Origin of the sequence: Chryseobacterium sp. SORGH_AS_0447, assembly GCF_030818695.1 — a bacterium.
Taxonomy (GTDB): domain Bacteria; phylum Bacteroidota; class Bacteroidia; order Flavobacteriales; family Weeksellaceae; genus Chryseobacterium.
In genome coordinates this window covers 1,598,445-1,622,955 of sequence record NZ_JAUTAR010000001.1, presented here as the reverse complement: position 1 = coordinate 1,622,955, position 24,511 = coordinate 1,598,445, and the positions used below count along the sequence as shown (strand labels likewise).

Annotated in this window: 19 protein-coding genes; 9 read left to right on the top strand and 10 right to left on the bottom strand. The window is 37.2% G+C overall.

Annotated features, from left to right (window positions below):
* Window positions 1-7: 7 nt before the first annotated feature.
* From QE422_RS07650 to QE422_RS07630, 5 genes are all read left to right on the top strand, one after another.
* Window positions 8-1,246 carry an efflux RND transporter periplasmic adaptor subunit gene (locus QE422_RS07650; protein ID WP_307456439.1) on the top strand — a complete coding sequence of 413 codons (1,239 nt, stop codon included), beginning with the start codon at window positions 8-10 and terminating at the stop codon, window positions 1,244-1,246.
* A gap of 42 nt (window positions 1,247-1,288) precedes the next feature.
* Window positions 1,289-2,026 (top strand): ABC transporter ATP-binding protein, encoded by a 738-nt coding sequence (locus QE422_RS07645; protein WP_307456437.1) that lies wholly within the window; start codon window positions 1,289-1,291, stop codon window positions 2,024-2,026.
* A 165-nt stretch (window positions 2,027-2,191) separates the two neighbouring features.
* Window positions 2,192-3,409 carry an ABC transporter permease gene (locus tag QE422_RS07640; RefSeq protein WP_307456436.1) on the top strand — a complete coding sequence of 406 codons (1,218 nt, stop codon included), beginning with the start codon at window positions 2,192-2,194 and terminating at the stop codon, window positions 3,407-3,409.
* Window positions 3,410-3,570: 161 nt separating this feature from the next.
* On the top strand, window positions 3,571-4,596 hold the full coding sequence (locus QE422_RS07635; RefSeq protein ID WP_307456434.1) for a sensor histidine kinase: 1,026 nt from the start codon (window positions 3,571-3,573) through the stop codon (window positions 4,594-4,596).
* A 1-nt stretch (window position 4,597) separates the two neighbouring features.
* Window positions 4,598-5,320 (top strand): LytTR family DNA-binding domain-containing protein, encoded by a 723-nt coding sequence (locus QE422_RS07630; protein WP_307456433.1) that lies wholly within the window; start codon window positions 4,598-4,600, stop codon window positions 5,318-5,320.
* Window positions 5,321-5,376: 56 nt separating this feature from the next.
* Here the strand turns inward: QE422_RS07630 and QE422_RS07625 are convergent, their stop codons facing one another.
* From QE422_RS07625 to QE422_RS07600, 6 genes are all read right to left on the bottom strand, one after another.
* Window positions 5,377-6,126 (bottom strand): SDR family NAD(P)-dependent oxidoreductase, encoded by a 750-nt coding sequence (locus tag QE422_RS07625; protein ID WP_307456432.1) that lies wholly within the window; start codon window positions 6,124-6,126, stop codon window positions 5,377-5,379.
* 216 nt (window positions 6,127-6,342) lie between these two features.
* Window positions 6,343-6,783: a hypothetical protein gene (locus QE422_RS07620; RefSeq protein ID WP_307456430.1), complete on the bottom strand. Its 441-nt coding sequence runs from the start codon at window positions 6,781-6,783 to the stop codon at window positions 6,343-6,345.
* Between the two features lie 115 nt (window positions 6,784-6,898).
* Window positions 6,899-8,251: an alpha-amylase family glycosyl hydrolase gene (locus QE422_RS07615; RefSeq protein WP_307456428.1), complete on the bottom strand. Its 1,353-nt coding sequence runs from the start codon at window positions 8,249-8,251 to the stop codon at window positions 6,899-6,901.
* Window positions 8,252-8,791: 540 nt separating this feature from the next.
* A complete protein-coding gene (locus QE422_RS07610; protein WP_307456427.1) occupies window positions 8,792-9,388 on the bottom strand; it encodes a hypothetical protein in 597 nt (198 codons plus the stop codon).
* Between the two features lie 128 nt (window positions 9,389-9,516).
* Window positions 9,517-10,548 carry a cell wall metabolism sensor histidine kinase WalK gene (locus QE422_RS07605; protein ID WP_307456425.1) on the bottom strand — a complete coding sequence of 344 codons (1,032 nt, stop codon included), beginning with the start codon at window positions 10,546-10,548 and terminating at the stop codon, window positions 9,517-9,519.
* A 50-nt stretch (window positions 10,549-10,598) separates the two neighbouring features.
* Complete coding sequence (locus tag QE422_RS07600) at window positions 10,599-11,276, bottom strand: response regulator transcription factor (RefSeq protein WP_307456423.1); 678 nt, start codon at window positions 11,274-11,276, stop codon at window positions 10,599-10,601.
* Window positions 11,277-11,463: 187 nt separating this feature from the next.
* Between QE422_RS07600 and QE422_RS07595 the strand changes: the two genes are divergently transcribed.
* From QE422_RS07595 to QE422_RS07580, 4 genes are all read left to right on the top strand, one after another.
* Entirely contained in the window at window positions 11,464-13,932 is a 2,469-nt protein-coding gene (locus tag QE422_RS07595; protein ID WP_307456421.1) for a TonB-dependent siderophore receptor, read from the top strand.
* Between the two features lie 23 nt (window positions 13,933-13,955).
* On the top strand, window positions 13,956-15,167 hold the full coding sequence (locus tag QE422_RS07590) for a hypothetical protein (RefSeq protein ID WP_307456419.1): 1,212 nt from the start codon (window positions 13,956-13,958) through the stop codon (window positions 15,165-15,167).
* Window positions 15,168-15,362: 195 nt separating this feature from the next.
* Window positions 15,363-15,503 (top strand): hypothetical protein, encoded by a 141-nt coding sequence (locus tag QE422_RS07585; RefSeq protein ID WP_307456417.1) that lies wholly within the window; start codon window positions 15,363-15,365, stop codon window positions 15,501-15,503.
* Window positions 15,478-16,530 (top strand): hypothetical protein, encoded by a 1,053-nt coding sequence (locus QE422_RS07580; protein ID WP_307456415.1) that lies wholly within the window; start codon window positions 15,478-15,480, stop codon window positions 16,528-16,530. The genes QE422_RS07585 and QE422_RS07580 overlap by 26 nt, the downstream gene beginning before the upstream one ends.
* A gap of 316 nt (window positions 16,531-16,846) precedes the next feature.
* Here QE422_RS07580 and QE422_RS07575 read toward each other — a convergent pair whose 3' ends face one another.
* Genes QE422_RS07575 through QE422_RS07560 form a run of 4 tightly spaced genes read right to left on the bottom strand, consistent with a single transcriptional unit; the run spans window position 16,847 to window position 24,511 of the window.
* Window positions 16,847-17,251 carry a hypothetical protein gene (locus QE422_RS07575; protein WP_307456414.1) on the bottom strand — a complete coding sequence of 135 codons (405 nt, stop codon included), beginning with the start codon at window positions 17,249-17,251 and terminating at the stop codon, window positions 16,847-16,849.
* Between the two features lie 7 nt (window positions 17,252-17,258).
* Window positions 17,259-20,846: a DUF6443 domain-containing protein gene (locus tag QE422_RS07570; RefSeq protein WP_307456412.1), complete on the bottom strand. Its 3,588-nt coding sequence runs from the start codon at window positions 20,844-20,846 to the stop codon at window positions 17,259-17,261.
* A gap of 10 nt (window positions 20,847-20,856) precedes the next feature.
* Window positions 20,857-22,506 carry an RHS repeat domain-containing protein gene (locus QE422_RS07565; RefSeq protein WP_307456410.1) on the bottom strand — a complete coding sequence of 550 codons (1,650 nt, stop codon included), beginning with the start codon at window positions 22,504-22,506 and terminating at the stop codon, window positions 20,857-20,859.
* On the bottom strand, window positions 22,487-24,511 hold the full coding sequence (locus QE422_RS07560) for a hypothetical protein (protein ID WP_307456409.1): 2,025 nt from the start codon (window positions 24,509-24,511) through the stop codon (window positions 22,487-22,489). The genes QE422_RS07565 and QE422_RS07560 overlap by 20 nt, the downstream gene beginning before the upstream one ends.

Below are 24,511 nucleotides of genomic sequence, written 5' to 3'. Positions count from 1 at the left end.
CAAGACTATGAATCCGAAATATAAAAAGACCTTCAGAAACTCTATATTATTTCTGGCAGCTGTGATTGTGATTGTTTTTGCTTATCGCTTTTTTGCAAAAGCCAAAGATGCTGAAATTAATGTGCAGACGGTAAAATTAACGAAACAGGATGTCACGACTTCAGTTACGGCAACAGGAACTGTAGAACCCGTCGACACCGTTCAGGTCGGTACACAGGTTTCCGGACTGATTAAAAATATTTATGTGGATTACAATTCGGAGGTAAAAAAAGGGCAGCTTTTGGCTGAAATCGATAAGACCAATCTTCAGGAATCGGTAAATGATGCTCAGGCGCAATACAATTCGGCTTTGAATGAACTTAGTTACCAGCAGCAGAATTTTAACCGTCAGAACAATATGTTTAAATCCGGGGTGATTAGCCGGGCAGATTACGAACAGGCTGCTTACCAGGTAAAGAATGCACAACAATCGGTTAACCAGAAGCGAACTACGCTGGCCCAGGCAAAAACCAATTTAAGCTATGCGAATATTTATGCGCCGATCGACGGGATTATTTTAGGCAAAGAAGTGCAGGAAGGACAGACCGTCGCCGCGAGCATGACGACGCCTACCCTTTTCACCATCGCAAAAGATATTACGAAAATGCAGGTCCAGGCCAATGTTGACGAAGCAGATATCGGAAATGTTCAGGTGGGCCAGCGTGTGACCTTCACAGTGGATGCCTATCCCGAAACGGAATTTAAAGGATCGGTAAGAGAGATGCGTCTGAGCCCAAAAACATCTTCAAATGTTGTTACCTACACCGTTTTGATTGATGCCGATAATTCAGAACAGAAATTAAAACCGGGATTAACGGCCACCATCACCATTTTCACACAGGAACTGAAAGGAACCAATACGGTTCCGGCAGCGGCCATCAGTTTTAGCCCCGATGCGGAAACATTAAAGAAATATTACCAGAAAAACAAAATTACTGCACAAATTCCGGAAACGAAAACCGGAAACGGCAAAGAAAAATATGTCTGGATCAAAAACAGTGACGGAAGCCTTTCGCAAAAGCTTATTACCGTAGGAATCAATGACGGCATCAACGTAGAAGTAAAAAGCGGGCTGACCGGCAGTGAACAGATCGTAACGGCTTTGGACGAGCAGACGGAAACTGTTGCAAAATCCGATTCGGGAGAAAGCAGCCCTTTCATGCCGAAAAGACCGAATAACAACAATAAAAAAGCAGGTTCCAGATAAAATCCGCTTGTGAAGACCCTGAACCTTAAACTCCAAAGAAAAATGAAACCCATCATCAAAATAGAAAATCTGAAACGTGAATTCCGAATGGGTGACGAGGTTGTTCATGCACTAAAAGGAATCGATCTAACCATTAATGAAGGTGAATTTGTAACCATTATGGGAACCAGCGGTTCGGGTAAGTCTACCTTTCTCAATACCTTGGGATGCCTCGACCAGCCTACTTCCGGAACCTATGAACTGGACGGTGTTCTGGTAAAAGATTTAAACAAGAATCAGCTTGCCGAAATCCGGAATACAAAAATCGGGTTCATCTTTCAGTCGTACAATCTTTTAGCGAGAACAAGCGCACTGGAAAATGTGGAGTTGCCATTGCTTTATAATTCCGCTGTTTCTTCGGAAGAAAGAAGGGAAAGGGCTGTAAAAGCCTTACGGCAGGTAGGCCTGGAAAGCAGGATGGGACATGTCCCGAGCCAGCTTTCAGGTGGCCAGCAGCAGCGGGTGGCCATTGCGAGGGCTCTGGTAAACCAGCCGGTGATTTTACTGGCCGATGAAGCCACGGGAAACCTGGATACCCGAACTTCTTATGAAGTGATGAATCTCTTCCAGGAACTGAATGATGAAGGAATGACCATCGGGTTTGTAACCCACGAAGAAGACATTGCCAGATTCAGCAAACGAACCGTGATTTTGCGGGATGGACTGATCAAAGAAGATAAAATGGTAACCAACAGACTCCTGGCGAAAGCCGAACTGGAAAAATTGGCAAAACCGGAATAATATATTTCAATTTGTATTAGCTGTAATGAAGAGGATTTAAATGCTGTTTCATCCTTTGTAAATCTGACATGAAGAGGAGATTTTTGTAAATCGAAATTGTTTAGAGTGGTATTAGTTTGTTGCAGGACAGATTTGCAAAGGATTTTTAAATCAAAAAATGAAATTATGAATTTTTCAAACTTATTAAAAATAGCCTGGAAAGCCATTATTCTCAATAAAACCAGGGCCATGCTGACCATGCTCGGAATTATTATCGGTGTGGCTTCTGTGATTGCGATGCTGGCTATTGGTGAAGGTTCCAAAGAAAGCATCAAGAAAAATATTTCGAGTATGGGCGCGAATCTCATCACTATTCGTCCCGGAGCTGGAATGATGGGTGGTGTACGTTCAGACCCTTCTGCGATGCAGACCCTGACTTTAGCGGATTACAAGGCGTTAAAAAAAGAAGTTAAATTAATCAAGGATATTTCGCCCTTGGTGAACGGAAGCGGACAAAGTATTGCGGGTTCTAAGAACTGGCCCACGTCTATCTACGGGACCTCTCCGGAATATTTAAAAATCCGTGACTGGGGAATTGATCAAGGTTCAATGTTCACGGATGATGATGTAGAATCTTTCGGAAAAATAGTGGTTATCGGAAAAACTGTCCAGGAAAATCTTTTTCCAAATGAAGATCCGATCGGAAAAATGATCCGTTTTAAGAATATTCCGTTCAAAGTGATCGGAGTTTTAAAGGAAAAGGGTGAAAATACATTCGGACAGGATCAGGACGATATTATTATTGCCCCTTACACGGCTGTCCAGAAAAGGAGTTTAGCGCAAACTTATCTTCAGTCGATCGTCGCTTCATCCATAAGCGAGGATAAATCTGAAGCAGCGGTGGACGAGATTAAAACCGTCATGGAAAAACAGCATCAGTCGAAATCCAGTGAAGATAATGATTTCAACGTTTCTTCTCAGCAGGAAATTATATCCATGTTCAGCTCTACCAGTGAGATGCTGACCCTCTTACTAGTTGCCATCGCCAGCATTTCCCTGATTGTGGGCGGAATCGGAATTATGAATATTATGTATGTTTCGGTGAAAGAAAGAACCCGAGAAATCGGTCTTCGGATGGCGATCGGAGCCAAAGACAAAGATATCCTGATGCAGTTTCTGATAGAATCGGTTCTCATCAGTATCACCGGAGGTACTTTGGGCGTAATCATAGGACTTATGGCCACTTTCGGAATCAAATACTTTGCCGGATGGCCCGTTCATATTACCCTGATGTCTATTGGAATATCATTTGCCGTATGTACGATAACAGGAGTCTTTTTCGGATGGTATCCTGCAAGAAAAGCAGCACAGTCTGACCCTATCAATGCATTGAGGTATGAATAGGTTCTCCCTGATGCCGTGGTTATAATTGCAATTGTACAAATTTTAATAAGTTTAGAAAAAATGGTAGAAAAAATTTTAAATTCACTGATCCAAAGGTTTTATAAGGTTAGATTCTTTGAAGGTTTAAAAAAATATAAATTTTAAAATCCAAGCCCTGTGCGATGGTTAATTTGAAAAACAAAAACGTTGAGATCAGCCTGCATTTCCTGATCTGGATGGTTTTATTCTTTCTTCCTGCTGCCTTTTCCATAGGCTCGGATGCAGACTGGAAGGATCTTTTTCGCCATTTTTGGCTACAGCTAATTTTTCTTGCGGTTGTTTTTTATGCGAATTATGCTTATCTCGTAAAACATCTTTTTGAGAATAAAAAATTGTGGTTTTTTGTGGTGAATTTGTTATTGATTCTCACGTTAATTTCCATGAAGAATCAGATTTCGGACTGGCTGGAACCTAGAAGGCATCCTCCTGGTGACAGGCGTCCTCCTATGGCCTTGTTCTACTTTATGGACACACTGATCTATATGATCCCGGTTGCTTTCTCTATCGCCATTAATGCCGGAAAGAAGATACAGAAAGCAGAAGAGATGAAGATTGAAGCCGATAATATCAAACTGCAGTCCGAGCTTCAACATCTTAAATATCAGCTTCAGCCGCATTTTTTCTTTAATTCATTAAATAATATTTATTCCCTGATAGATTTCGACCAGGAAAAAGCTAAATACAGCATGCACAGCTTAAGCAAATTGATGCGGCATCTTCTGTATAAAACCGATGTTGAAAGAATAAATCTTTCTGAAGACGTTGAATTTTTAAATAAATATATTGAACTGATGTCTTTGAGACTGACAGATAATATAAAAGTTTATACCAATTTTCCGAAGACCATTCCCGATCTGAAAATTGCTCCGCTGCTTTTTATTTCGATTGTTGAAAATGCTTTCAAACACGGTATTTCGGCAACTCAGCATTCCGATATTCATTTTAAAATGGAAATTATAGAAAAAGAAATTCATTTTACGGCTTCCAATTCCAACTTTCCGAAAACCGATATGGATAAAAGCGGTTCGGGAATCGGGATTGAAAATCTAAAAAAAAGACTGAATCTGCTGTATCCTGAAAAACATGAATTTTATTCGCACCTGAACAACGGAATGTATATTGCGGAAATAAAAATCATAACCGATTGATATGAAAAAACTAACCTGCCTGATTGCCGATGACGAACCTATGGCTCTGAACTTAATGGAAAGTTATGTTCTGAAAACCCCTTTTCTTGAACTTAAATACAGATGCAGCAGTGCGATCGAAGCTATGGAAAAACTTGAAGAGGATAAAGATATCGATCTGTTTTTTCTTGATATCCAAATGCCTGATCTTACGGGACTGGAATTTTCAAAATTACTCCCGCCAAGAAGCAAGGTCATTTTTACAACGGCTTTTGAACAGTATGCAGTTGACGGATATAAAGTGAATGCATTGGATTATCTTCTGAAACCATTCGATTACATTGAGTTTCTGAATGCGGCGACCAAAGCCAGAAATTATTTTAAAAGCCTTCAACCGGCTCAGGAAAAAACTGAAAAAAAACAGGAATTTTTCTTTGTAAAATCTGAATACCGGCAAATTAAAATCAATTTTTCTGAAATTTTATTTATTGAAGGTTTAAAAGATTATGTAAAAATTTTCATGAAAGATCAGCCAAAACCGGTTTTAACTTTGATGAGTTTAAAGAAGCTGGAAGAAGAACTTCCGTCTGATCATTTTATGAGGGTGCACCGTTCGTATATTATTGCCCTTGATAAAATAGAAGCCATTGAACGAAACCATATTGTCATTGGTGATCAGCAAATTGCCATCGCCCCGAATTATAAGGATTCTCTGATGGAATATATCAGAAGGAAAAGTTTCTGAAAATAAAAACAGGCTCCGGAAAGCCTGTCTTTATTTTTATAAATGAAATTTTTCTTTTAGACTGCTGTATATCCTCCGTCTACAAGATAATATGCTCCTGTCATAAACGAAGATTTATCCGAGCTTAAAAACAGGACGAGCTCCGCCACTTCTTCCGGTTTTCCTAATCTTCCCATCGGATGTTTGGCAATAAGCGCTTCTTTCATATCACCGCTGGCACTTTCCAAAAGCGGAGTATCGATATAGGCAGGACCTACTGCATTGCAACGGATATTTTTCTGGCCATATTCCGCACCGATATTTTTGGTGAGTCCTACTACCGCGTGTTTTGCCGAAGTATAGGCTGAAGAAAGTGGGGCTGCCACCGTTCCGTGGATGGATGCCATATTGACGATAACACCGCCTCCATTTTTCTCCATCTGCTCCAGCTCGTATTTGCAGCCGTAGAAAACGCCATCCAAATTAATACTCAGGACTTTTCGCCAGCTGTCCAGGCTGTAGTTTCCCGTAAGCTCCTGCTCTCCGCCGATCCCGGCATTGTTGCACGCAATATCCAGTTTTCCGTAAACCTCAACGGTTTTCTTAACAAGGGCTTCAACATCTCCGGCATTAGACGTATCCGCTTTTATAAAAGTCGCCTCGCCTCCTTTAGACTTGATTTTTTCAACTGCCTGATTTCCGTGTTCTTCATTGATATCAGATACAATGACTTTCGCGCCTTCCTTTGCATACAATTCAGCTACGGCTAATCCGATTCCTGATCCGGCTCCCGTCACCAATGCTACTTTACTGTCTAGAATTCCCATATTGATAAAATTTTAATTATTTTATTAACTTGTTTCATATAAAGTTACGGGGAAATTTCCGGTTCTTTTCAAATAGCAAAGATAAAGTTTTCTTAATTTATTAACTGAAATATTAAATATCTTAAATGGATGTTTTTCCGTACAGTTAACGGAAATTCTGTTTATCAGATATTCATTTTTAGATTGATTTTACTATCAATTTAGAAATGGCATTGCTTACCAGATTTGCTCAATGGTCTGGCTGACGGTATTTACGAAGAAATTCTGACCCTGGGTTAATCCTGCCATTGCCTTTACTAACGAGGATTCGGTAGAAACCGTCATGACTTTCTGATTTTCAACCGTAATTTCTCCAATCGAAGCTGAAATATAAAATAAACCTTTGTTTGTTTTTACGAGGGCACCCTGCTGTACTTTTGAAACTGCATCCCCAGTTATCTTTTGAACCAATAACTGCTGTTGTAGGCACTCATTCAGTTGCCGCTGCAGATTATTGATTTCCTGCTGAAGCATTTCGCGGCCGGTTTCGTATTTATCTCCCATCGAACTCTTCGTGTCATTGTTCGACACGCGGGTTTCTTCAATCAGGCTTTCAAATTTCTGAATTTTATCGGCGATCTTCGTTTTTACGAGAGTAAGTATTTTTATTTTATCCATAGACAAGCATTTCATTTAGCACAGCTATCCAAATGTATTAAATTTAAATATCAAAGTTCTGATCTCATCATAAAAAATCTCCGCCTTTTCAGACGGAGAATATTTACTTTATATTTTATTTTTCAAAAACGGCGTAATCGCCGGGCTTGAAACTGAAGTCTTTTCCTTCGTCAAAGTTTCTTTTGGTGCGATCAAAAACATTTTTAAATGAACCGGCAGCCTGTGAATCGTCAATGGTAAAATTCACCGGCTCTTTTGACATATTCAGGACCACCAGCACTTCACTATTTCCATTTTTCCTTACATACGCCAGGATTTTATCGTTGGCGGTAGTGTTTAAAAGATAAGTCGTAACGTTGGGATCTCCGCCTCTCAAAGCCGGATTGGAAGATTTAAGATCCAATAAGGTTTTATAAAAATCTGCCATCTGGTAAGTGTTGGTCCATTGGATCGGGTCTTTTTCAAAAAACTCCAGGCGTTTCATATTCGGCAATTCCTGTCCTGAATATAACAGCGGTACACCATTCCATGTTGCTGAAAATACGGCCATCGGTTTTGTAATTACACCATACTTTTCATATTCGGTTCCATTCCATGAATTTTCGTCGTGGTTGGTGGTAAACCATGCCCGCATAGAATTGTCGCCGATTGCGGAATATTTTTTTAAAAGATCCGTCAGTTCATAAAGCGGTTCATTATTTTTGTAGTAATCGGCAGATTTATGCATCCATTTCCACGAATAGCTGGCATCAAAGACTTTTCCATAGTCCGGATTTTCCAGTTCATCATATTCTCCCAGCCAGAACAGCGGCTTTAATTTTTCTACCTCAGGACGTGCCTGCTCCCAGAAATCCACTTCCACCCAGGATGCAAGATCACATCTGAAACCATCAATACCGGTCTCTTTTACCCAGTATTTCATGGCATCGATCATCGCCAGTCGCATTTCCTGGTTTTTATAATCCAGTTCGATGATGTCGTCCATTCCGGAAGCACGGTGAAAACTGCCATCGGGATCTTTCAGATAAAATTCAGGATGGGTCTTGGTCCAGACATGGTCCCAGCCCGTATGATTGGCCACCCAGTCGATAATCACTTTAAAGCCTAAACGGTGGGCTTCGTTCACCATGTGTTTGAAATCATCCAGCGTTCCGAATTCCGGATTGATGGAAGTATAATCCGATGCAGCGTACTGGCTGCCCAGGCTTCCTTTTTTATTCAGCTGCGCAATCGGCGTGATTGGCATGAACCAAAGGGTTTTCACGCCCATAGACTTCAGCCTCGGCATTTCTTTTTCAAATGCTTTGAATGTTCCTTCCTTGGTATATTGTCTTACGTTGACTTCGTATATATTCGTCGTATGTTTCCAGTTTTTAGGTAAATCCGTCATGTCTTTCGTAGCTTTTTGGGTGGTGGCGCAGGATACAAGTCCCATACCCATTACCGCAATTAAAATTAATTTTTTCATTAATTCTCTTTTAACAAAAATAGGAATTGTGATCGGAAAACGGGAAAACCGGCTATAAAATTTACAAAGTAATTATATGAAAGGTATAAGAGCGGACGCTTAAGCCTGCAGAGAATGGATGTAAGCAGCTGAGAACAGAATGAGAATATAAGCAAGAGCTTGCACCAACTGGATATAAATCTGTGCAATCTGTCCTAAACATCCTTTTATATTTGCTCCAATCCAGATCAGAAGTATCTTATACTAATCGCTAATACTATATTTAGATTCCCTTCGGGAATGACAAGCAAAATGTAAATGCAAAATAGTACGTAGATACCTAGACAGTCATTTTATCATTCCATAGGAATCCGGACGCGAGTAGTTCCACGATTATCCCTGATGTTATGTTTAGATTCCTCTGGCAATTATGGGCAACGTCTAAAAATATAATATATAAACAGAGATTGGGATTCTAAATACAGGAGTGAATATTGATATTCTGATCATAAAAAAGCCCCGGATGTTGATCCGGGGCTGTATATTTTTTAGTTGTTTCGATTATCTTTCGTCATCGTTGTCATCCTCATCATCGAAAACATCGTCGTTGTAATCTTCTTCTTCCTCATCATCAAAAGCATCGTCGTCTTCATCTGCGAAGTTTCCGGTTGCTCCGAAATCATCTTCGAAACCGAAATCGTCATCCATCAGTGGCATTGCCGATTTCTTTTTAGATCCTCCGGTACCGCTCTTGCTTGGTGCTTTCAAAGGTACATTTCCGAATCGGTATACGGTGATCGGGTAATTTACTCCTTTTGTTTCTTCGATTACTTCCACCAATTCGCAGAAAAACTCCCAAAGATCTAAAAGTCCGTACTGGAACTGAGCTTTATCTCCCGTTTTTTCGAAAGCCTCATCGATGTACACATCCGACATAATTTCGCCGTCTCCGTCGTCGCTCATATCTTCCAGCGGAACACTTTTAACGATCGTTCCGTCATCTTCCAGCAGGTTAAAAGTAGATAGCTCTTCTCCCTGCAAGCTGAATGCACTTTTAATTCCTAAATGTAAGTTCCACAGCGTCTGTTTTCCTTTAACTTCGATATCCCGGAAAATATCTTCTTTCGCATCTAATATTACGCGGATTTTGTAAACCATCAGTTTAAATTACTTTTTGCCTTTATTATTATGATAAATCTCTGTTGCAAATATAAAATAAATGAGATGTGACAAAAAAATATTTCAGGATTTTTTAAATTATTTTTTTTCCTTACATTTTGCCGGAATTATTTACTTTTTTCCAGCATAAAACTAAATTTTGTCCCCTCAAGATAGACACTTTCCACGGTAATATTTTCGTTGTGTGCCTCAAGGATATGCTTTACGATAGCCAGCCCTAATCCGGATCCTCCTTCCCTTCTGCTTCTGCTGGTTTCCACGCGGTAGAACCTTTCGAAAATCCTTGGAAGGCTTTCGGATTTGATGCCCATTCCGTTGTCGATAACTTCGATCAGCACTTTATTTTTAAGGATGCTTGTCTTCACCACCACTTTTGCCTCCTGCCTGTTGGCGTAATGGATGGCATTCGAGATCAGATTGATAAAGACCTGGGAGATTTTCTGTTTGTCTGCTTCTACAAAAATCTGTGGCTGCAAAGTCTGAATCTGCATCATGGCATTGTGCTTTTCGGCTTCAAGATCCAGCAGGTCGAAAATTTCTTTAATTAAAAGGTTAACGTCAAATTTTGAAACCGTAAGATTAATTTCTCCGGCCTCCAGCCGGTTGATCATATCCAGATCGGTAACGATGGCAATTAGTCTTTCCACCGACTTGTCGATCCTCTCCAGGTATTTGTCGCGGATGGTAAGATTATCCACCCCGCCGTCGCGAAGCGTTTCCACATAACCCTGAATGGAAAATAAAGGTGTTTTCAGCTCGTGTGAAACATTACCGATGTATTCTTTCCGGTAGCTCTCCATTTCTTTCAACATATCGAGCTCGGTTACTTTCTGCTGGTTAAGATCTGAAAACCGTTCTCCCAATTCTTTAATGGTGATATTCTCATTATCGTTATGAACAATCTCCTGCGGCAACAGCTGCGAAAGCCCGCGAACCTGCTTTTTACCATAATAGTTAAAGAGCAGCTCCAAAACAATATAATTAATGATAAAAATAAGAATGAGGCAGACGAAAAGCCCGATTTTAAAGAATGGGGTGTTGTAATAGATATCCTTTAGCGAATCGAAAATGATTACTAACAGGAACATCACCAATGTCAACAGACAAGAGGCGACGAAAGTAAGCCTGTAAAATTTCAATTTTACAACGTTTTATGGGTTGATATAAAGATAAGAATTGAAATTGAGTATTAAACAATAAGTTTATACCCAATTCCTTTTAATGTCTGGATCGTATTGATGCCTAGTTTCTCTCTCAGTCTTCTGATGTGTACATCGATGGTTCTTTCGCCTACGATGACATCATTACCCCAGACTTTCTCCAGGATTTCTTCTCTCTTAAACACTTTTTCCGTATTTGAAGCAAGCAGATACAACAGATCGAATTCTTTTTTCGGAAGCAGGAACTGCTGCCCGTTCTTTGATACTCTGAAATTATCCTTATCAATAATCAGATCTCCGATCTCGATTAATTTGGCATTATCGGATACCTGGGAAGTAAGCTGCAGTAAAGCATTTACTTTGGAAATGAGGATTTTTGGTTTAATCAGCTTTACGATATAATCGTTCGCGCCTGCCTGGAAGCCTGCCAACTGGGAAAATTCCTCGCTTCTTGCGGAAAGGAAAACGATAAGTGTTTTCTGAAGCTCTTTGATTTTGCGGAGTTCCTGGCAGGTTTCGATCCCGTCTTTTTCGGGCATCATCACATCCAGTAAGATCAGATCGGGGATAATTTCTTTGGCTTTGTCGATACCTTCATTACCATTGGTGGCTGTATAAATGTCGTAGCCTTCCTTTTCTAAATTGTAAGACAGAATCTCTAAAATATCCAGTTCATCGTCTATTAAGAGGATTTTCTTTTGGTTCATTTTCAATTTTTACGCGTCAAAGTTAATAATATTTTAATCACGGTTTAACAAAACGGGTATCGTTCACATAAAGTTAACAATTATATTCTTTTCTTAATGTTTAGTTAAGAAAAAATTAAATTTCGCTAAACCATCTACCCCATGAATTCTTTCTTTCTTTGCACCGAAAGAATATAGTAAAAAAGAAATGAATTTTAGAAAACTGAGTATCGCAGTTTTGTTTTTAACAACATCAGGAACTGTACTTTACGCTCAAGAGACCAAAAACGACACCGTAAAGAAAGAAAAGAAAATCGAAGGTGTAGTCATTAAAGGATCTACTAAAAAGGGTACTGAAGCGAACCTTATCAACCTGCAAAAAAAATCGGTAGAAGTTATTGAACGTGTAGGATCCGTACAACTTGCCAAGCAGGGTGTAGGAGATGCCGCTACAGCGGTAACCAAAGCGACAGGAACTACCAAACAGGAAGGAAGCGGACAGATTTTCGTAAGAGGTCTTGGAGACCGGTATAACAGTACTACATTAAACGGATTACCCATTCCATCGGACGATCCGGAATATAAAAACATCAATCTTGAGATCTTCAAGACCTCAATGATCGAATATATTTCATTAGATAAAGTTTACAACCCAAAAATGCTGGGAGACTTCGGAGGAGCAAATGTAAACATCGTTTCTAAGGAGCATACAGGAAAGCCTTATTTTAGAGTGGGTATCGGAAGCAGCATCAATCTTCAGACGTTTGATAAAAAAGACTTCAAAGTACAGGATGGTGCTCCAGGGTTTTTCGGATATAAAGAGGCAACTTTCACTAAAGGAAATCCTTATCAGAAATATCCTTTCCAGACAAACTGGAATTTTAAAAATGCAAAAAATCCTTTTAATACCGATATGAATATTGAAGGAGGTGCAACCTTCGGGAAGTTCTCTTTATTCGGTTATGCAGGATTTGAAAATTCTTACGAATACAGCAAAGGTCAGGAGGGTTATTATTTCTTCGATAATACACCAAGTAAAAATTATACTGATGTAGAACGCTTTAATTATAAAACGAATACGACAGCTTTGCTTAATTTAGGATATAGAATTAACAGCAATCACCGAATCAGCTTTACTTCAAACTACATCCATTCTTCCGATCAGTCGGCAAAAATTTATAAAGGGTATTCGTATGACGTCGATCGAAATGTAATTATCAACAGAGGAGATAATAAAATTACCACAACCTGGGTAAATCAATTATTAGGTACTCATAAATTCGGTGACTCATGGTCCGGAGACTGGGCATTGGGTTATAATATGCTGAACAGCAAAAGACCTGACCGTCTTCAAAATACCATCGATGCTACTAACCTTCAGCTTATTGCAGGAAGTGCCATCAACAACCACAGGTATTTCGACGAGTTGAAGGACAATACGGTTCTTGGACACGCCTATCTTACAAGAACATTTGAAAAGTTTAAAGTTACTTTAGGATACGACGGGCAGTACAAAGACAGACGATTCGAAAACACAACCATCGGGATGAACTTCAGCAATGTTGTTCCGGTAGATCCTAACAATATCGACGGATACATCAACGCAGGAAACAATTCATTATTCAGCTACATTACTTTCCAGCCGACAGATAAATTGTTCAAGCCATTCTTCTACACGGCAAAACAGAATATTCAATCTGGTCTGGCCAATGTGGATATTACTTTATCTGATAAGTTCATCATTCAGGTAGGCGGACGTTTCGATTATATCGACATGCAGATGAAGTGGTTGGATCCGATTGCACAGGACGGTAAAAAGAACAAGCAATACAACAAGTTCTTACCAGCTTTAAACGCGAAGTACAGCCTAAACGATAAGCAAAATTTACGATTTGCCTTCTCAAAGACATATACTTTACCACAGGCAAAAGAAATTATTCCGATTGCTTACTATGATGTAACGACCAATACATATGGTAACCAATTCCTTAATCCATCCGATAACTACAATGCGGATCTTAAATGGGAACTATTTCCTAAATCCGGTGAACTGATTTCAGTAACGGCTTTCGGAAAATATATCCAGAATGCTATTGCGAGAACAAGTTATGCGAGTTCTGCGCCAAGTGACATGACATATTTCAACATTTCAGATTGGGGATATATTGTAGGAGCTGAAGCAGAATTCAGAAAAGATCTATACTCTTGGAACAATTCTAAAGTGTATACTTTCCTTAATGCTACCTATATGCATTCTGAGCAGGAATTTAAATCGGAAAGCGAAATTGCGAAAAATAACGCCGGTAAAACCATCGTATTCAATACTCCGAAAGATAAAATCCAAGGGGTGGCAGATTTCATCGCCAATGTCAACATAGGATATAATTATAAATGGAATAATGTAAACAGCTTGGATTTCGTAGCATCTTATTCTCACATCGGTAAAAGCCTTTACGCCGTAGGAACAGGGTTTATCGGAAATTTCTATGAAGTACCGAGAGAGATTCTTGATCTGAACTTAAGCTTTACATTAAACAAAATCGGAATCGGGATTTCTGCAAAGAATTTGTTGAATCCTCATTTTAAAATCGAACAGGAAAACACCACCAAGACATTCATCCACAAAGATTATACGAAAGGTCGTCAGCTTGGATTGAATCTATCTTACAAATTTTAATACTATATAAATCGATAAAAGTTATGAAAAAAACAATTTTAAAAGCCGCTCTTTTCTTTTCATTAGCCGCATCATTTTCATCTGTTGCGATCTCTTGCAGCACGTCTGATGATGACACCAATGAAACGATTTCTTCAATAGATCCAAGCAATTTCAAAGGAAATATTGCTGCGGGAACTACCGTAACGTTAGATCCGTCAAAAGTATATACAATCACCGGGAAGGTAATGGTTGAAAACGGTGCAAGCCTTATCATCCCTGCCGGAACAAGAATTACGGTAGCGGAAGGTGCTAACTACCTGATCGTAGACAGAGGAGGAAAAATCTTCGTTAACGGTACCTCTTCAAGCCCTGTAATCTTCGAAGGTACTTCTCACAAGCAAGGACACTGGGGAGGTATTGTTATCTTAGGTAACGCGCCTACCAACAGAACTTCTGCAGGAACATCCACTTCAGAATTGGGTGATTTAACCTACGGAGGTACAAATACGGCTGATAATTCAGGTATTATTAAATATCTTGTAATTAAAGACAGCGGATTCAAATATAATCCTGAAAAAGAATTTAACGGCCTTTCTCTTTTCGGAGTAGGTAGCGGAACTACAATTTCTTATGTATACGTAACTACAGGTGCCGATGACGGAATCGAATGTTTCGGAGGAAATGTAAATTTAGATCACGTTGTAGTAACGGGTGTTGGAGATGACTCTTTTGACTGGACAGAAGGATACAGAGGTTCAGTAAACTACCTGTATGCTGCCAGAATGAAAACGTATCAGACAGCTGCTGAACCAGGAAACAGAGGGATTGAAGCAGATACTCAGGATACCAATCCTACAACTACTTTCGGAAACGGAGCTTCTAACCCGATGATCACCAATGCTACTTTCCTAGGAAACACTGCAGGATCAGAATCTCAGGGGATGAAGGTAAGAGCAGGATCAAACGGTCAGTTCGATAATATTGTATTAGCAAACTATACTACAGGTCTTGATTTTGAAACCGACAGAACTTTAGCATGGTTCCAGTCAGGTTCTTATTTGAAAAACTTAAGATTTGTAAACATCACTACAAAATCTAAAGCTAAAAACACAGCAGGAACAGCAGTAGATATTTCTGCCATTTATACTGAAAACACTTCAGCGGTAGGTGCAGGAAGCGGAACCGCATTGCCAGATTGGGGTAAAGGATGGACAGGTTTAAGCAGCTTCGACGTATCTGATGCTATGAACTAAAAAAAAATAGTAATTAGTTTCTTCATATTAAATTTAAAAACAGCATCGGAAAGATTTTCCGATGCTGTTTTGCTTATAAAAATAACGGCCGTTACAGATTAGTATTGGGATAATATCCGGAAAAATGGTAATTTGGTATTTTCAAAACAGACACTGTTGAAAAATTTCTCGTGAGGAAGTAAAATATGAAATATTATGAAGAAAAATCATTTAAAGATAATCCCGGCTGCATTTCTTATAGGCACTGCACTGATCATGAATTCATGCAATAAAGATGATGATGAAATTGCAACCACTGCTGTTGTAGGAATTGCCCAGGATCCCAGCAAACTTTAAAGGTGATGTTATCAGCGGACAGGTGGTTACCCTAGATCCTACCAAAGTATATGTACTAAATGGTCCGGTGCGGGTAAAAGACGGAGGAAAACTTGTTATCCCTGCAGGAACCCGAATTGTAGCTACGGCAACCACATCCTCATATGTCCTGGTAGAACAGGGCGGGCAGATCTATGCCAACGGCACTCCTGCTTCACCGGTTTCCTTTACTTCATCGGCAGCCACTCCGGGAACCTGGGGCGGTGTGATTATCTGTGGAAAAGCACCCATCAATACCGGAACAACAGGTACTTCTGAAATCGGAACCGCCGTCTACGGAGGAACTTCTGCTACAGATACTTCAGGATCTCTGACCTATGTACGGATTGAAAATGCTGGTGCTGACTTTTCGACTACCGTAAAATTCAATGGGCTTTCGCTGTTCGGTGTGGGAAGCGGAACCAAAGTGGAAAATATCGCTCTGGTTAATGGTGCTGAGGACGGAATCCAGCTGTACGGAGGGACGGTAAATGTATCCAATATCGCCTCCTTAGGCAATGCAGACGACGCCTTTGTATGGACCGATGGGTGGATTGGGACTGTCAACACCCTCTTCACCCAAAGAAAAACCAACGGCACAGGAAATACCGGGATCAAAGGAATGAACAATGCTTCTAATTCCGTAGCAACTCCGATTTCAAGCCCTACCATTAAAAATATTACGTTGCTTGGCGGAACCTCGGGGGAATCCAACGCCATCACTTTATCTTCAGGAACATACGCCAATTTTGACAATGTGGTGGTTTCAAACTGGGCAAAAGGATTCAATATCGCCGGCGATGCTACCGTTACTTATCTGAACGGACAAAGTAAAATTACGAATGTATTTTTTGACACGAATGTCACCAGCAAAATCACCGCGACCTCAACCGCAGGAGCCACTGTAACTTTGCTCAGCAATACTTATACGGAAAAATCCGACGCTACCGGTGCCGGAAATAAGATGGCCAACCCGGCTTGGGCGATTGGGTGGTCTACCTTACAATAAACACTTTTATCAAAATACAAAGAGTCCGTCTCACAACTAGTGAAAACGGACTTTTTTATGATTTTTCTCGACCTTCTGTCTGAGAATGATTTTCGTACAGTCGATTTTCAACCCACATCATTGAGTTGTGAGACTGATTCTTTTATTGATCCATATTCCAGTTCAAAATTTCAATATTTCTTTCTGCATAACTGATTGCTTCATATATTGACAAAAACGGACGCGAGCTGCCGTCTGCTAAGATATAGACATTTTATCGATCAGATACTTCACGAAATTAATATAAACTAATTTATTTATTGCAGAATTGGCATTATTAATGTGGCACACATAATATGATATTATCATGTTTCAAATCTAAATCATAATTAAATATCCTATCTTCATATATCCATCTATTTGTACCTATAATTAAACTATCGGCAATTATTAAATTTCTTTTATCTTCTGATAATATTTCAAAGACTTTTCCTCGAAATACATTATCTTTTTTTAGATCATCAGGCAAATTTCCTTTTTCTATAATTGATAGTGACAACGAATTTATAGTAGTAATCATATCCATATATTCCACACCTGAAAATTCTAAATCAATATTATAAGACGTTTCATCTGAATAGCCATTTTCATCATAAAGTTGAAGATAGCTTCTTAATAATAATGATTGATGGCTTGTAGTATATGCCCATATTTTAAATTTTCTGTTTGAATAAAACATCATATAATTTTTATTTAAAAAAAGGTGAATAATTATCTATAATTTTATAAGTTCCATCGAATGATTTATTGTAGAAAGTAGTTTTTTGTAATAATGCCGGATCATTCATAATAGTGTGCATTTCCCAATTTGTATAATTTCTATAAGAAATTGGAGTATTTGGTTTAAATCTAGAAAAATTAACCTTCCCAAATCCAGTAGTATTAAAATGTATCTTATCATAAGCTTTCATGGCATCTAAAATTTTATTTTTTTGAAATCCTGTCGAGAAATCCCTATAAGTTTCAAAACCATGATGCTCAGCAAAATTAAACAAATCATCTCCTAAACCTAATGCTAAATTTTTAGTTTCTTTCTCTACTATTTCTTCCGCAGCTTCTTTAGCTGCCTTCTCCATTCCCTCTTCAATCAGATGGGTTCCCAGAGTTTTCACTCCTCCTTTGATTATTGATCCTGAGCCTAATGTGGCAACGTCTAATACCAAACCACCTACTCCAAAACCAAACTGTACCCAGTTACCATCTCTTGCCCCTTCATAAATATCAAACCCGCTTCCTACAACAGGTACAAAACCTACAGCAGTCCTTCCTGCATCGGACCAATTAAAGCTTCCGGAAGCATCTGTTTTATTATCAACTGCCTGTCCCTGTAAAACGATTCTTTCAATATCAGCTCCTTTCAGGCCATCGCCCCAGGTAAGAGTAGATTCTACCCCGCCATCATATGACATTCCATCAAAACTTGCGCCTGAATTAACCAATTCTTTTTCTAACCCTTCCAATTCCCTTGCATCAATGACTCTGTTTTCGGAAAAATTATAGTGCGACTGATAGGCATATACTTCACTTAACGGGTCTATATTAAAAAACCTGGCCATGGAGGGATCATAGTTTCTCCATTTAAATGAATACCATCCTGTTTCCTGCTGCTTTTCCTGTTCCTGAAAAGAATAAGTATAGTCTGGAGATAGGCTCCCCGTTGTATTCAAAGATTTATCTCCACCAAACTCTAATCCAAAAGGATAAAAATCAGTAGTTCTGTCTATCTGTGCAATACCATTACTATCTTTATAAAATGATAATCTTACATTTCCAACCTGATCTTTATATTGGTAAATATATTTATTTTGGGCAAAATCATAATATCCCTCAGAAGTCGGCACAAATTGTAGTCCTTGTGAAGTTGCTGGAACTCCAAGACTATTTAAATCATAATTATATTGAAAACCGTCAAGATATTCTGTAATTTTGGAAGCATTATTCTGATTACGTCCGGAAAAATAATTATGAATCTTTTTTAATTTCGTTCCATCTGCACGATAGAGGTAACTTGTATTTTTATATTGTGCGGTCAGTCCAAATCCAAAAGGATCGTCACGCATTACATACTGATCAAATTTAACATAATCCGGAAGATCTAAAAAATTATATTTAATTTCCAGAAGGCCCTTGTCAATATGATCTGTCATATTTCCATTACTATCATAATTCATCAGGTTTCCAGACGATTCAGGATAACCAAAGTAATTAGGCTGGGATTCTACTATTTTATCCAGTTTATTTCCGGTGTAGAAATAAGCTAAATTATCGATCTGCTGCCTGCCAACATTCTCCAGTTTTCTATTTCTTTGCAAAGAAATTATATTCCCATTGAGGTCATAATCTACAGCTTCATTATAATATTCGTTTTGGGGAAGAGAATTGTTGGGCTCGGAATAGATACCTTTTCTCAAACGGTTAAGATCATCATATTGATAAGAATATCTTTTGAGAACACCATCTTTTGATGATGCCCAATCAACCTCTGCAATATTCCCGTTGTATCTACCTTGCGTCAGTGATGTATAAACAGGATCTGTATACTTTAATTCGTAGCCAAATAACTTTCCGCTCAGAGATTGCGGATCATTTACTTTCGTAAGCCAACCTCTGATATTATAAGTGTAATTAATACTTTGAAGATTATTTCCAACATTTTTACTGACAATCTGCGAGAGCTCATTATATATATTTTCGGTTAATAATTCGGGAGTATTCAGACCGACCTGATGCCAGTGCTTTTTTAATCTGTACTGAGGGTCATATTCAAAGGTTTCCGTTATACTTTTTGTCACATCAGATGCCAATCTTGAATGAGATGTTACTATTTTCTGAAGTGCTCCAGAAAAATCCAGTTGGCTTTCAACACGTGTGTATCCGCCTAAATGATTAATTGAATGGCTTCCGATAAGTCTTGACTTTTTATCATAATAGGTATATATTTTAGTCCAATTATTATCTTCAATATTTTTAATAAAGTTTAATACGGAAAGGCTTTTTGTACTTTTATTATTAGTAATCTGATCATCATTAAGCACTTCCTGATTCTGAATTGTAATAGGAAAAGCGGGATTAAAGCTATATTGAGGATAAAAATCGAAATAATTTACATTTAATACTTTTATATCTGTATTGGGATAAGCATCATTATTATAATATAATTCCATACCACTCACATCTGTGAAACCGATGGAAGATGTCCTTAAAGTATTATTACTACCTTTCGTATTGACGATATTTTGTTCAAAATTCCGGCCTTGGCTTCCGTAATTTTGCGAACCGGTATAAATTCCGGAATATACCAATCTTCCAAACTCATCATATTTATTATATGCCCACTGTTTTGAGGAACCAAGATTACCATCTTGGGATAAAACGACCCTATTCTGTTTATCATATACCAAATATTCCCAATTCTTTCCCGGAAGCTTTTTCTCAACCAAGCGATTTCTACCGTCATAACGATACTGATAACACAAATTTTTTATTATATCATCAGGTATTTGATCGTCAATTCCAGCACCATAAACATCAAAAAACTCGTTTACTGCTTTAGGAGTAATAACGGCTGCTAACTGATCGTATTCATTATAAATAAAATAAGTGTCTATACTAACTTTAGGGCTAAGGACCTTCCTAGATAAAATCAACTGTCCTTGACTATTTTTAAAAATTATATTTTTATGATTATTCTCATCGATAGAGGTTAGTTTATACAATTGAGATGGTTCATAGTTATTTTCATATTTTACAGTAGAAATAGTCATATCTGATGACCACATTGTAGTTGTAGAGAACTTCCTTACATTATCATTTGGCGAATTTGTATCATACTCAAGTTTTGAAGAATGATTTATCCAGTCATTCCCTACACTTATTTTTTCTTCAGGCCTACCCAATGGAGACTTCTCAAGTATACTCTCAGAAAAGTATTTTTCGCTACCATAAACAGCAGTTGCAGATGAAAACGGATTCGTAAATATATTTCCATTTTCTGTCGTTTGTTGAGGAATAGGAAGATAACTTTTAACAGATCGCCCGTATCCATCATATTCCAAGGGTACAACTACATCTTTACCTCCGGGCGAAGATTTTACACTAATAATCTGAATAGGCTTTCCTAAACCATCAAAATATTTTACGGTTTCAGATTTCTTAATACAATCTGCATCCAGGCATGTGGAAGAATAAACATAATTTTCAGAAGAGGTTTGTGAATGCAAAATTCCTATTAAAAATATATTGAAGAACAGAATTATTCTTCTTAAAAATTTTTTCATGATTAAGTGTTTATTGTTTGAAGTTATATTTCATTTCTTTTATCAATTTTCCATCAACATCTATTATTTTTTCCAGTCTGCCCAATTTGTCATATTGATAAGTTTCACGCATTCCTGAAGGTGAAGTGGTAGTTGTAATTCCTACCAAAGGATCATAGGTATATGTAGTAATCTGATAATTGACAAATGCTGTATTTTTTCTAAAAGCATCAAGAGCATCAATTAATATTTGTTCGGAAGATGTATCTGTATCATTATTAGATTTAGCAATAATATCTGAAACGTATTGAGAAACTAAGCTATAAGTTGCGCCTTCTATTTTTGCAATAGGTAAGGTTTTATTGTATCCCCAAATCATAGTTACAGGAATTCCTTCTTCTGTACTATATTCCAAAATATTACCCTTATCATCATACTGCGTAATTTTTCTTTGATTAATAATTTCCTCATTTCCATTAATCGTATTTATTTTTATATCTTCCACTTTTGAAAGACGCATATGTTCATGTCCAATCCAATCTCGCCCGTAGGTTATTAATGATTTTGAGATCTGCTTATTGTTTTTAAATTTCTCAATGATTAAAGGTATTCCTGTAAGACCAAAAGCAACATAATCATTGTTTCCTGAGGAAATGTCATTGATATATTTAAATTTGGTCTCATATATATTACCATCTGAAGATAGATTCTTTTGTAATGATAAAGCATATTGGTAAGGGCTGTACTCATAATTTGTAATCTCTTCAACAGATTCTCCTGATTGAAAATATAGTTTACGTTTACTAGTCTTTAGTCGTAATGGTCGCTGAAAGTATTGATTGGTATCTGTAAAAAATATAATAGCCCTTCTATATCTTTCAAAATGATGATACATTCTACTATAAGTAGGTACCGAAGAGTCTAGTTCGACAGATCTTTTTAAAGGATCAGTTGCATTAAAAACATGAGTAGCTACAGAAGAAACTTGAAAATTTCTGTTCCTCAATAGATGTAATGCTTTATCTATTGTAATTAATGGCTCATAAACAAAGTTTTCCTCTGAAACAATATTTCCTGCGCTATTCAGATATTCAGTCTTAATATTTTTCCCATTTAACAGCTCATTATTCATATCAAAATAATTCCTATCCGGAAAAGGAAAAATATTTTTTCCTTTTTTTTCTACAAATCCGTAAGACATTTTATAGTTTATACTTGTATATGAGTCATTCCAAGGCATATATATATCAGTAACTTTATCAATATGATGCAAATATTTATTTCCAGGACTTATATAAGTTGGCTCATCGGTAGGTCCGCTTATAGCATTAACTTCAGTAGAATTATCTTCGTAAAAATTATAAAATTTCTTTGAGTAACTCTCAGTATTATTCTTTGAATTAATGGTTTTTTCAGTAACATTTGTATATAGTATTTCTCTTCCAAAAATATCTGACTGAGGCCCTAGGTTTTGATTTGACAATACCACCATTTTTTTAATAATGCTATTTGAATCAAGACCTTGTATTTCTAATTCACGTGCTGTTGTAAAAATATTAAATCTATAAAAATTCATAAAATCCTGAGGAGAGGAATTAAGAGAATTATCCTGATTAATTTGATTATTCGCAACATGATTTGAGATATAGGCAAAAGAAGGCTTATATAATAAAATTTCCACTCGAATGATTATCTGTAAACTTATTATAGTAGTATTCTTTGATTGTTTGGTTATTATTGTTGTTATCATGAACGAGTTTCTTTACTCTTATTCCTGGTCCATAAGGATTTTTATTTAATCCCTTATCAAAAAAATAAGTGTTAGCTTCATAAGTAATTTTTAAATTTCCTTTTGTGGGGAAAATTATTTCGCTTAATGACCCCTCACTTGGACCATCTGCTCTTATCGGCCTTCTGTCAACGCCATTAGTTTCAACTGCTGTTTGCGAATAGGGCTCATAAGATATTCTATTTCCATCAGTTTCATCTGGATAAAGAAAAAGTTTTGGAAACGCAAGATTTGATAGCACTGTAGCTGCACCTCGATTGCCTAGGTAATATCCAAATAAATCAGTGTATGGTAAAAAGTTTTTTTGTGGAAGCAGGTTTATAGAATTATATAGAAAACTATATTGATTATCAACAATATTATTGTTATTATAATTACTTTTATCTGTAATTTTCATTTCTTTAAATGAAGAAAGAAACATACGATAATCCTGCGAATTTTCTTCAATTTCCGCATTTGAAAACTCTTTTTCTAAAACAATCTGCTTAATAATTGAATTATGATTATCCATAACACGAATATTATCTAAATTTTTTCCTCCAGTTATATAATCCGGACGGTAACTTGTATAGTTAAAATATATTTTTGTATTAAAATCTTCGGCGAAAATTGAATTAATATATTTCTTACGTGTGTAGCTTCTCATTTTATCAAAATATCCCGCATTATATTTTGGTACGGTATTATTAGAATTTCCAAGATATTCTCCGTCATGCTTTCTCTGCTGTACAAAAAATTCAGCATATTTGTCAGTAGTATAGGTTAGATTAATTTTTTTCCCGCTTGGATATTCAATTTTAGTAAGATACCAACGATCTACGTTAGCAGATTTCATGAGATGCTGAAAAATTTTCTTCCTAAACTGTGCAGATATAGCCTCGTCTCTTATCAATAACCATGGCGAAGAATCTACTGTCGGATCTACCGGAAAACGATAATAATCATATACATATTCGTTTTCCACAATTTCATATTCTTCGAAATAATATTTAACTCCTTTTTTATCAGTTACAATAAATTTTGTAAAAATACTTGTCTCCTGGCAATTTTCACAAACATTATACAAGCTGGTTGTTGGAGCAAATTTCTTTTCAAATTCAATTTTGATTCCTTTTTCATCCAATGGCAAAGCTATTTGTCCCGTAAATGGATCATTAGGATTTTCATCAATTAAAGCAAAATTAAAACTAAAATCACCTACACTAAATTTAAATATATCTCTTTGATATTCTTTAGAATATTGAGCCCTATTTATTTCGTAAACAGATTGCGGAATATTTTCCAATGCTGGCGGAGTGATATTGACCGGCATCCCAGAATAATAATTATCACTATGAATTCTTGGAAATTTCTCATTATATGTCGACATATTATAAAAAGAATTTACAAAGTACATTGATCCTGTTTTCATTAGTGTTGTAGTGAAAACATTTGTTCCGGATCCGAGTATACCCCCATTTGTATTAGTCGGAACTGCATTACCAGCATATTCTACTAAAGTCGTTCCTCCACTTGGTGATGTTGCTTCTTGTATTTCATCCCGGACACCATTTACTTTTCTGATAATACTTCCACCTGCAAATAACTCCCAATTTAACCCCACTTCAGAAGAATTCTGATCTAACTTTACTCCTGAAGTTGAATAAGATAGCCCAATGGGTAATTCCATATCTTGATCTTTAATAATCCAAACCGGAAGTGAAAGTCCAAATTTTCCTGTTGAAACATCGACAGTACCGTCTTTAGAATAATCTTTAAAAGACCAGTCAGATGGTTTTTGGGTAATTCTTTCCGTATTGTTATAATTTTTATAGTAGTCGTATTGATTATTGTTTTGTTGACTATAAATGTAGTTTATAGCAAGAATTGTAAATAGTAAGCTTAACTTATTTTTCAT

Excerpts from the sequence above, each read along its gene's own strand:
- QE422_RS07650 (WP_307456439.1), top strand. The coding sequence starts at position 8 with ATGAATCCGAAATATAAAAAGACCTTCAGAAACTCTATATTATTTCTG.
- QE422_RS07645 (WP_307456437.1), top strand. The coding sequence starts at position 1,289 with ATGAAACCCATCATCAAAATAGAAAATCTGAAACGTGAATTCCGAATG.
- QE422_RS07640 (WP_307456436.1), top strand. The coding sequence starts at position 2,192 with ATGAATTTTTCAAACTTATTAAAAATAGCCTGGAAAGCCATTATTCTC.
- QE422_RS07635 (WP_307456434.1), top strand. The coding sequence starts at position 3,571 with ATGGTTAATTTGAAAAACAAAAACGTTGAGATCAGCCTGCATTTCCTG.
- QE422_RS07630 (WP_307456433.1), top strand. The coding sequence starts at position 4,598 with ATGAAAAAACTAACCTGCCTGATTGCCGATGACGAACCTATGGCTCTG.
- QE422_RS07625 (WP_307456432.1), bottom strand. The coding sequence starts at position 6,126 with ATGGGAATTCTAGACAGTAAAGTAGCATTGGTGACGGGAGCCGGATCA.
- QE422_RS07620 (WP_307456430.1), bottom strand. The coding sequence starts at position 6,783 with ATGGATAAAATAAAAATACTTACTCTCGTAAAAACGAAGATCGCCGAT.
- QE422_RS07615 (WP_307456428.1), bottom strand. The coding sequence starts at position 8,251 with ATGAAAAAATTAATTTTAATTGCGGTAATGGGTATGGGACTTGTATCC.
- QE422_RS07610 (WP_307456427.1), bottom strand. The coding sequence starts at position 9,388 with ATGGTTTACAAAATCCGCGTAATATTAGATGCGAAAGAAGATATTTTC.
- QE422_RS07600 (WP_307456423.1), bottom strand. The coding sequence starts at position 11,276 with ATGAACCAAAAGAAAATCCTCTTAATAGACGATGAACTGGATATTTTA.
- QE422_RS07595 (WP_307456421.1), top strand. The coding sequence starts at position 11,464 with ATGAATTTTAGAAAACTGAGTATCGCAGTTTTGTTTTTAACAACATCA.
- QE422_RS07590 (WP_307456419.1), top strand. The coding sequence starts at position 13,956 with ATGAAAAAAACAATTTTAAAAGCCGCTCTTTTCTTTTCATTAGCCGCA.
- QE422_RS07585 (WP_307456417.1), top strand. The coding sequence starts at position 15,363 with ATGAAGAAAAATCATTTAAAGATAATCCCGGCTGCATTTCTTATAGGC.
- QE422_RS07575 (WP_307456414.1), bottom strand. The coding sequence starts at position 17,251 with ATGATGTTTTATTCAAACAGAAAATTTAAAATATGGGCATATACTACA.
- QE422_RS07570 (WP_307456412.1), bottom strand. The coding sequence starts at position 20,846 with ATGAAAAAATTTTTAAGAAGAATAATTCTGTTCTTCAATATATTTTTA.
- QE422_RS07560 (WP_307456409.1), bottom strand. The coding sequence starts at position 24,511 with ATGAAAAATAAGTTAAGCTTACTATTTACAATTCTTGCTATAAACTAC.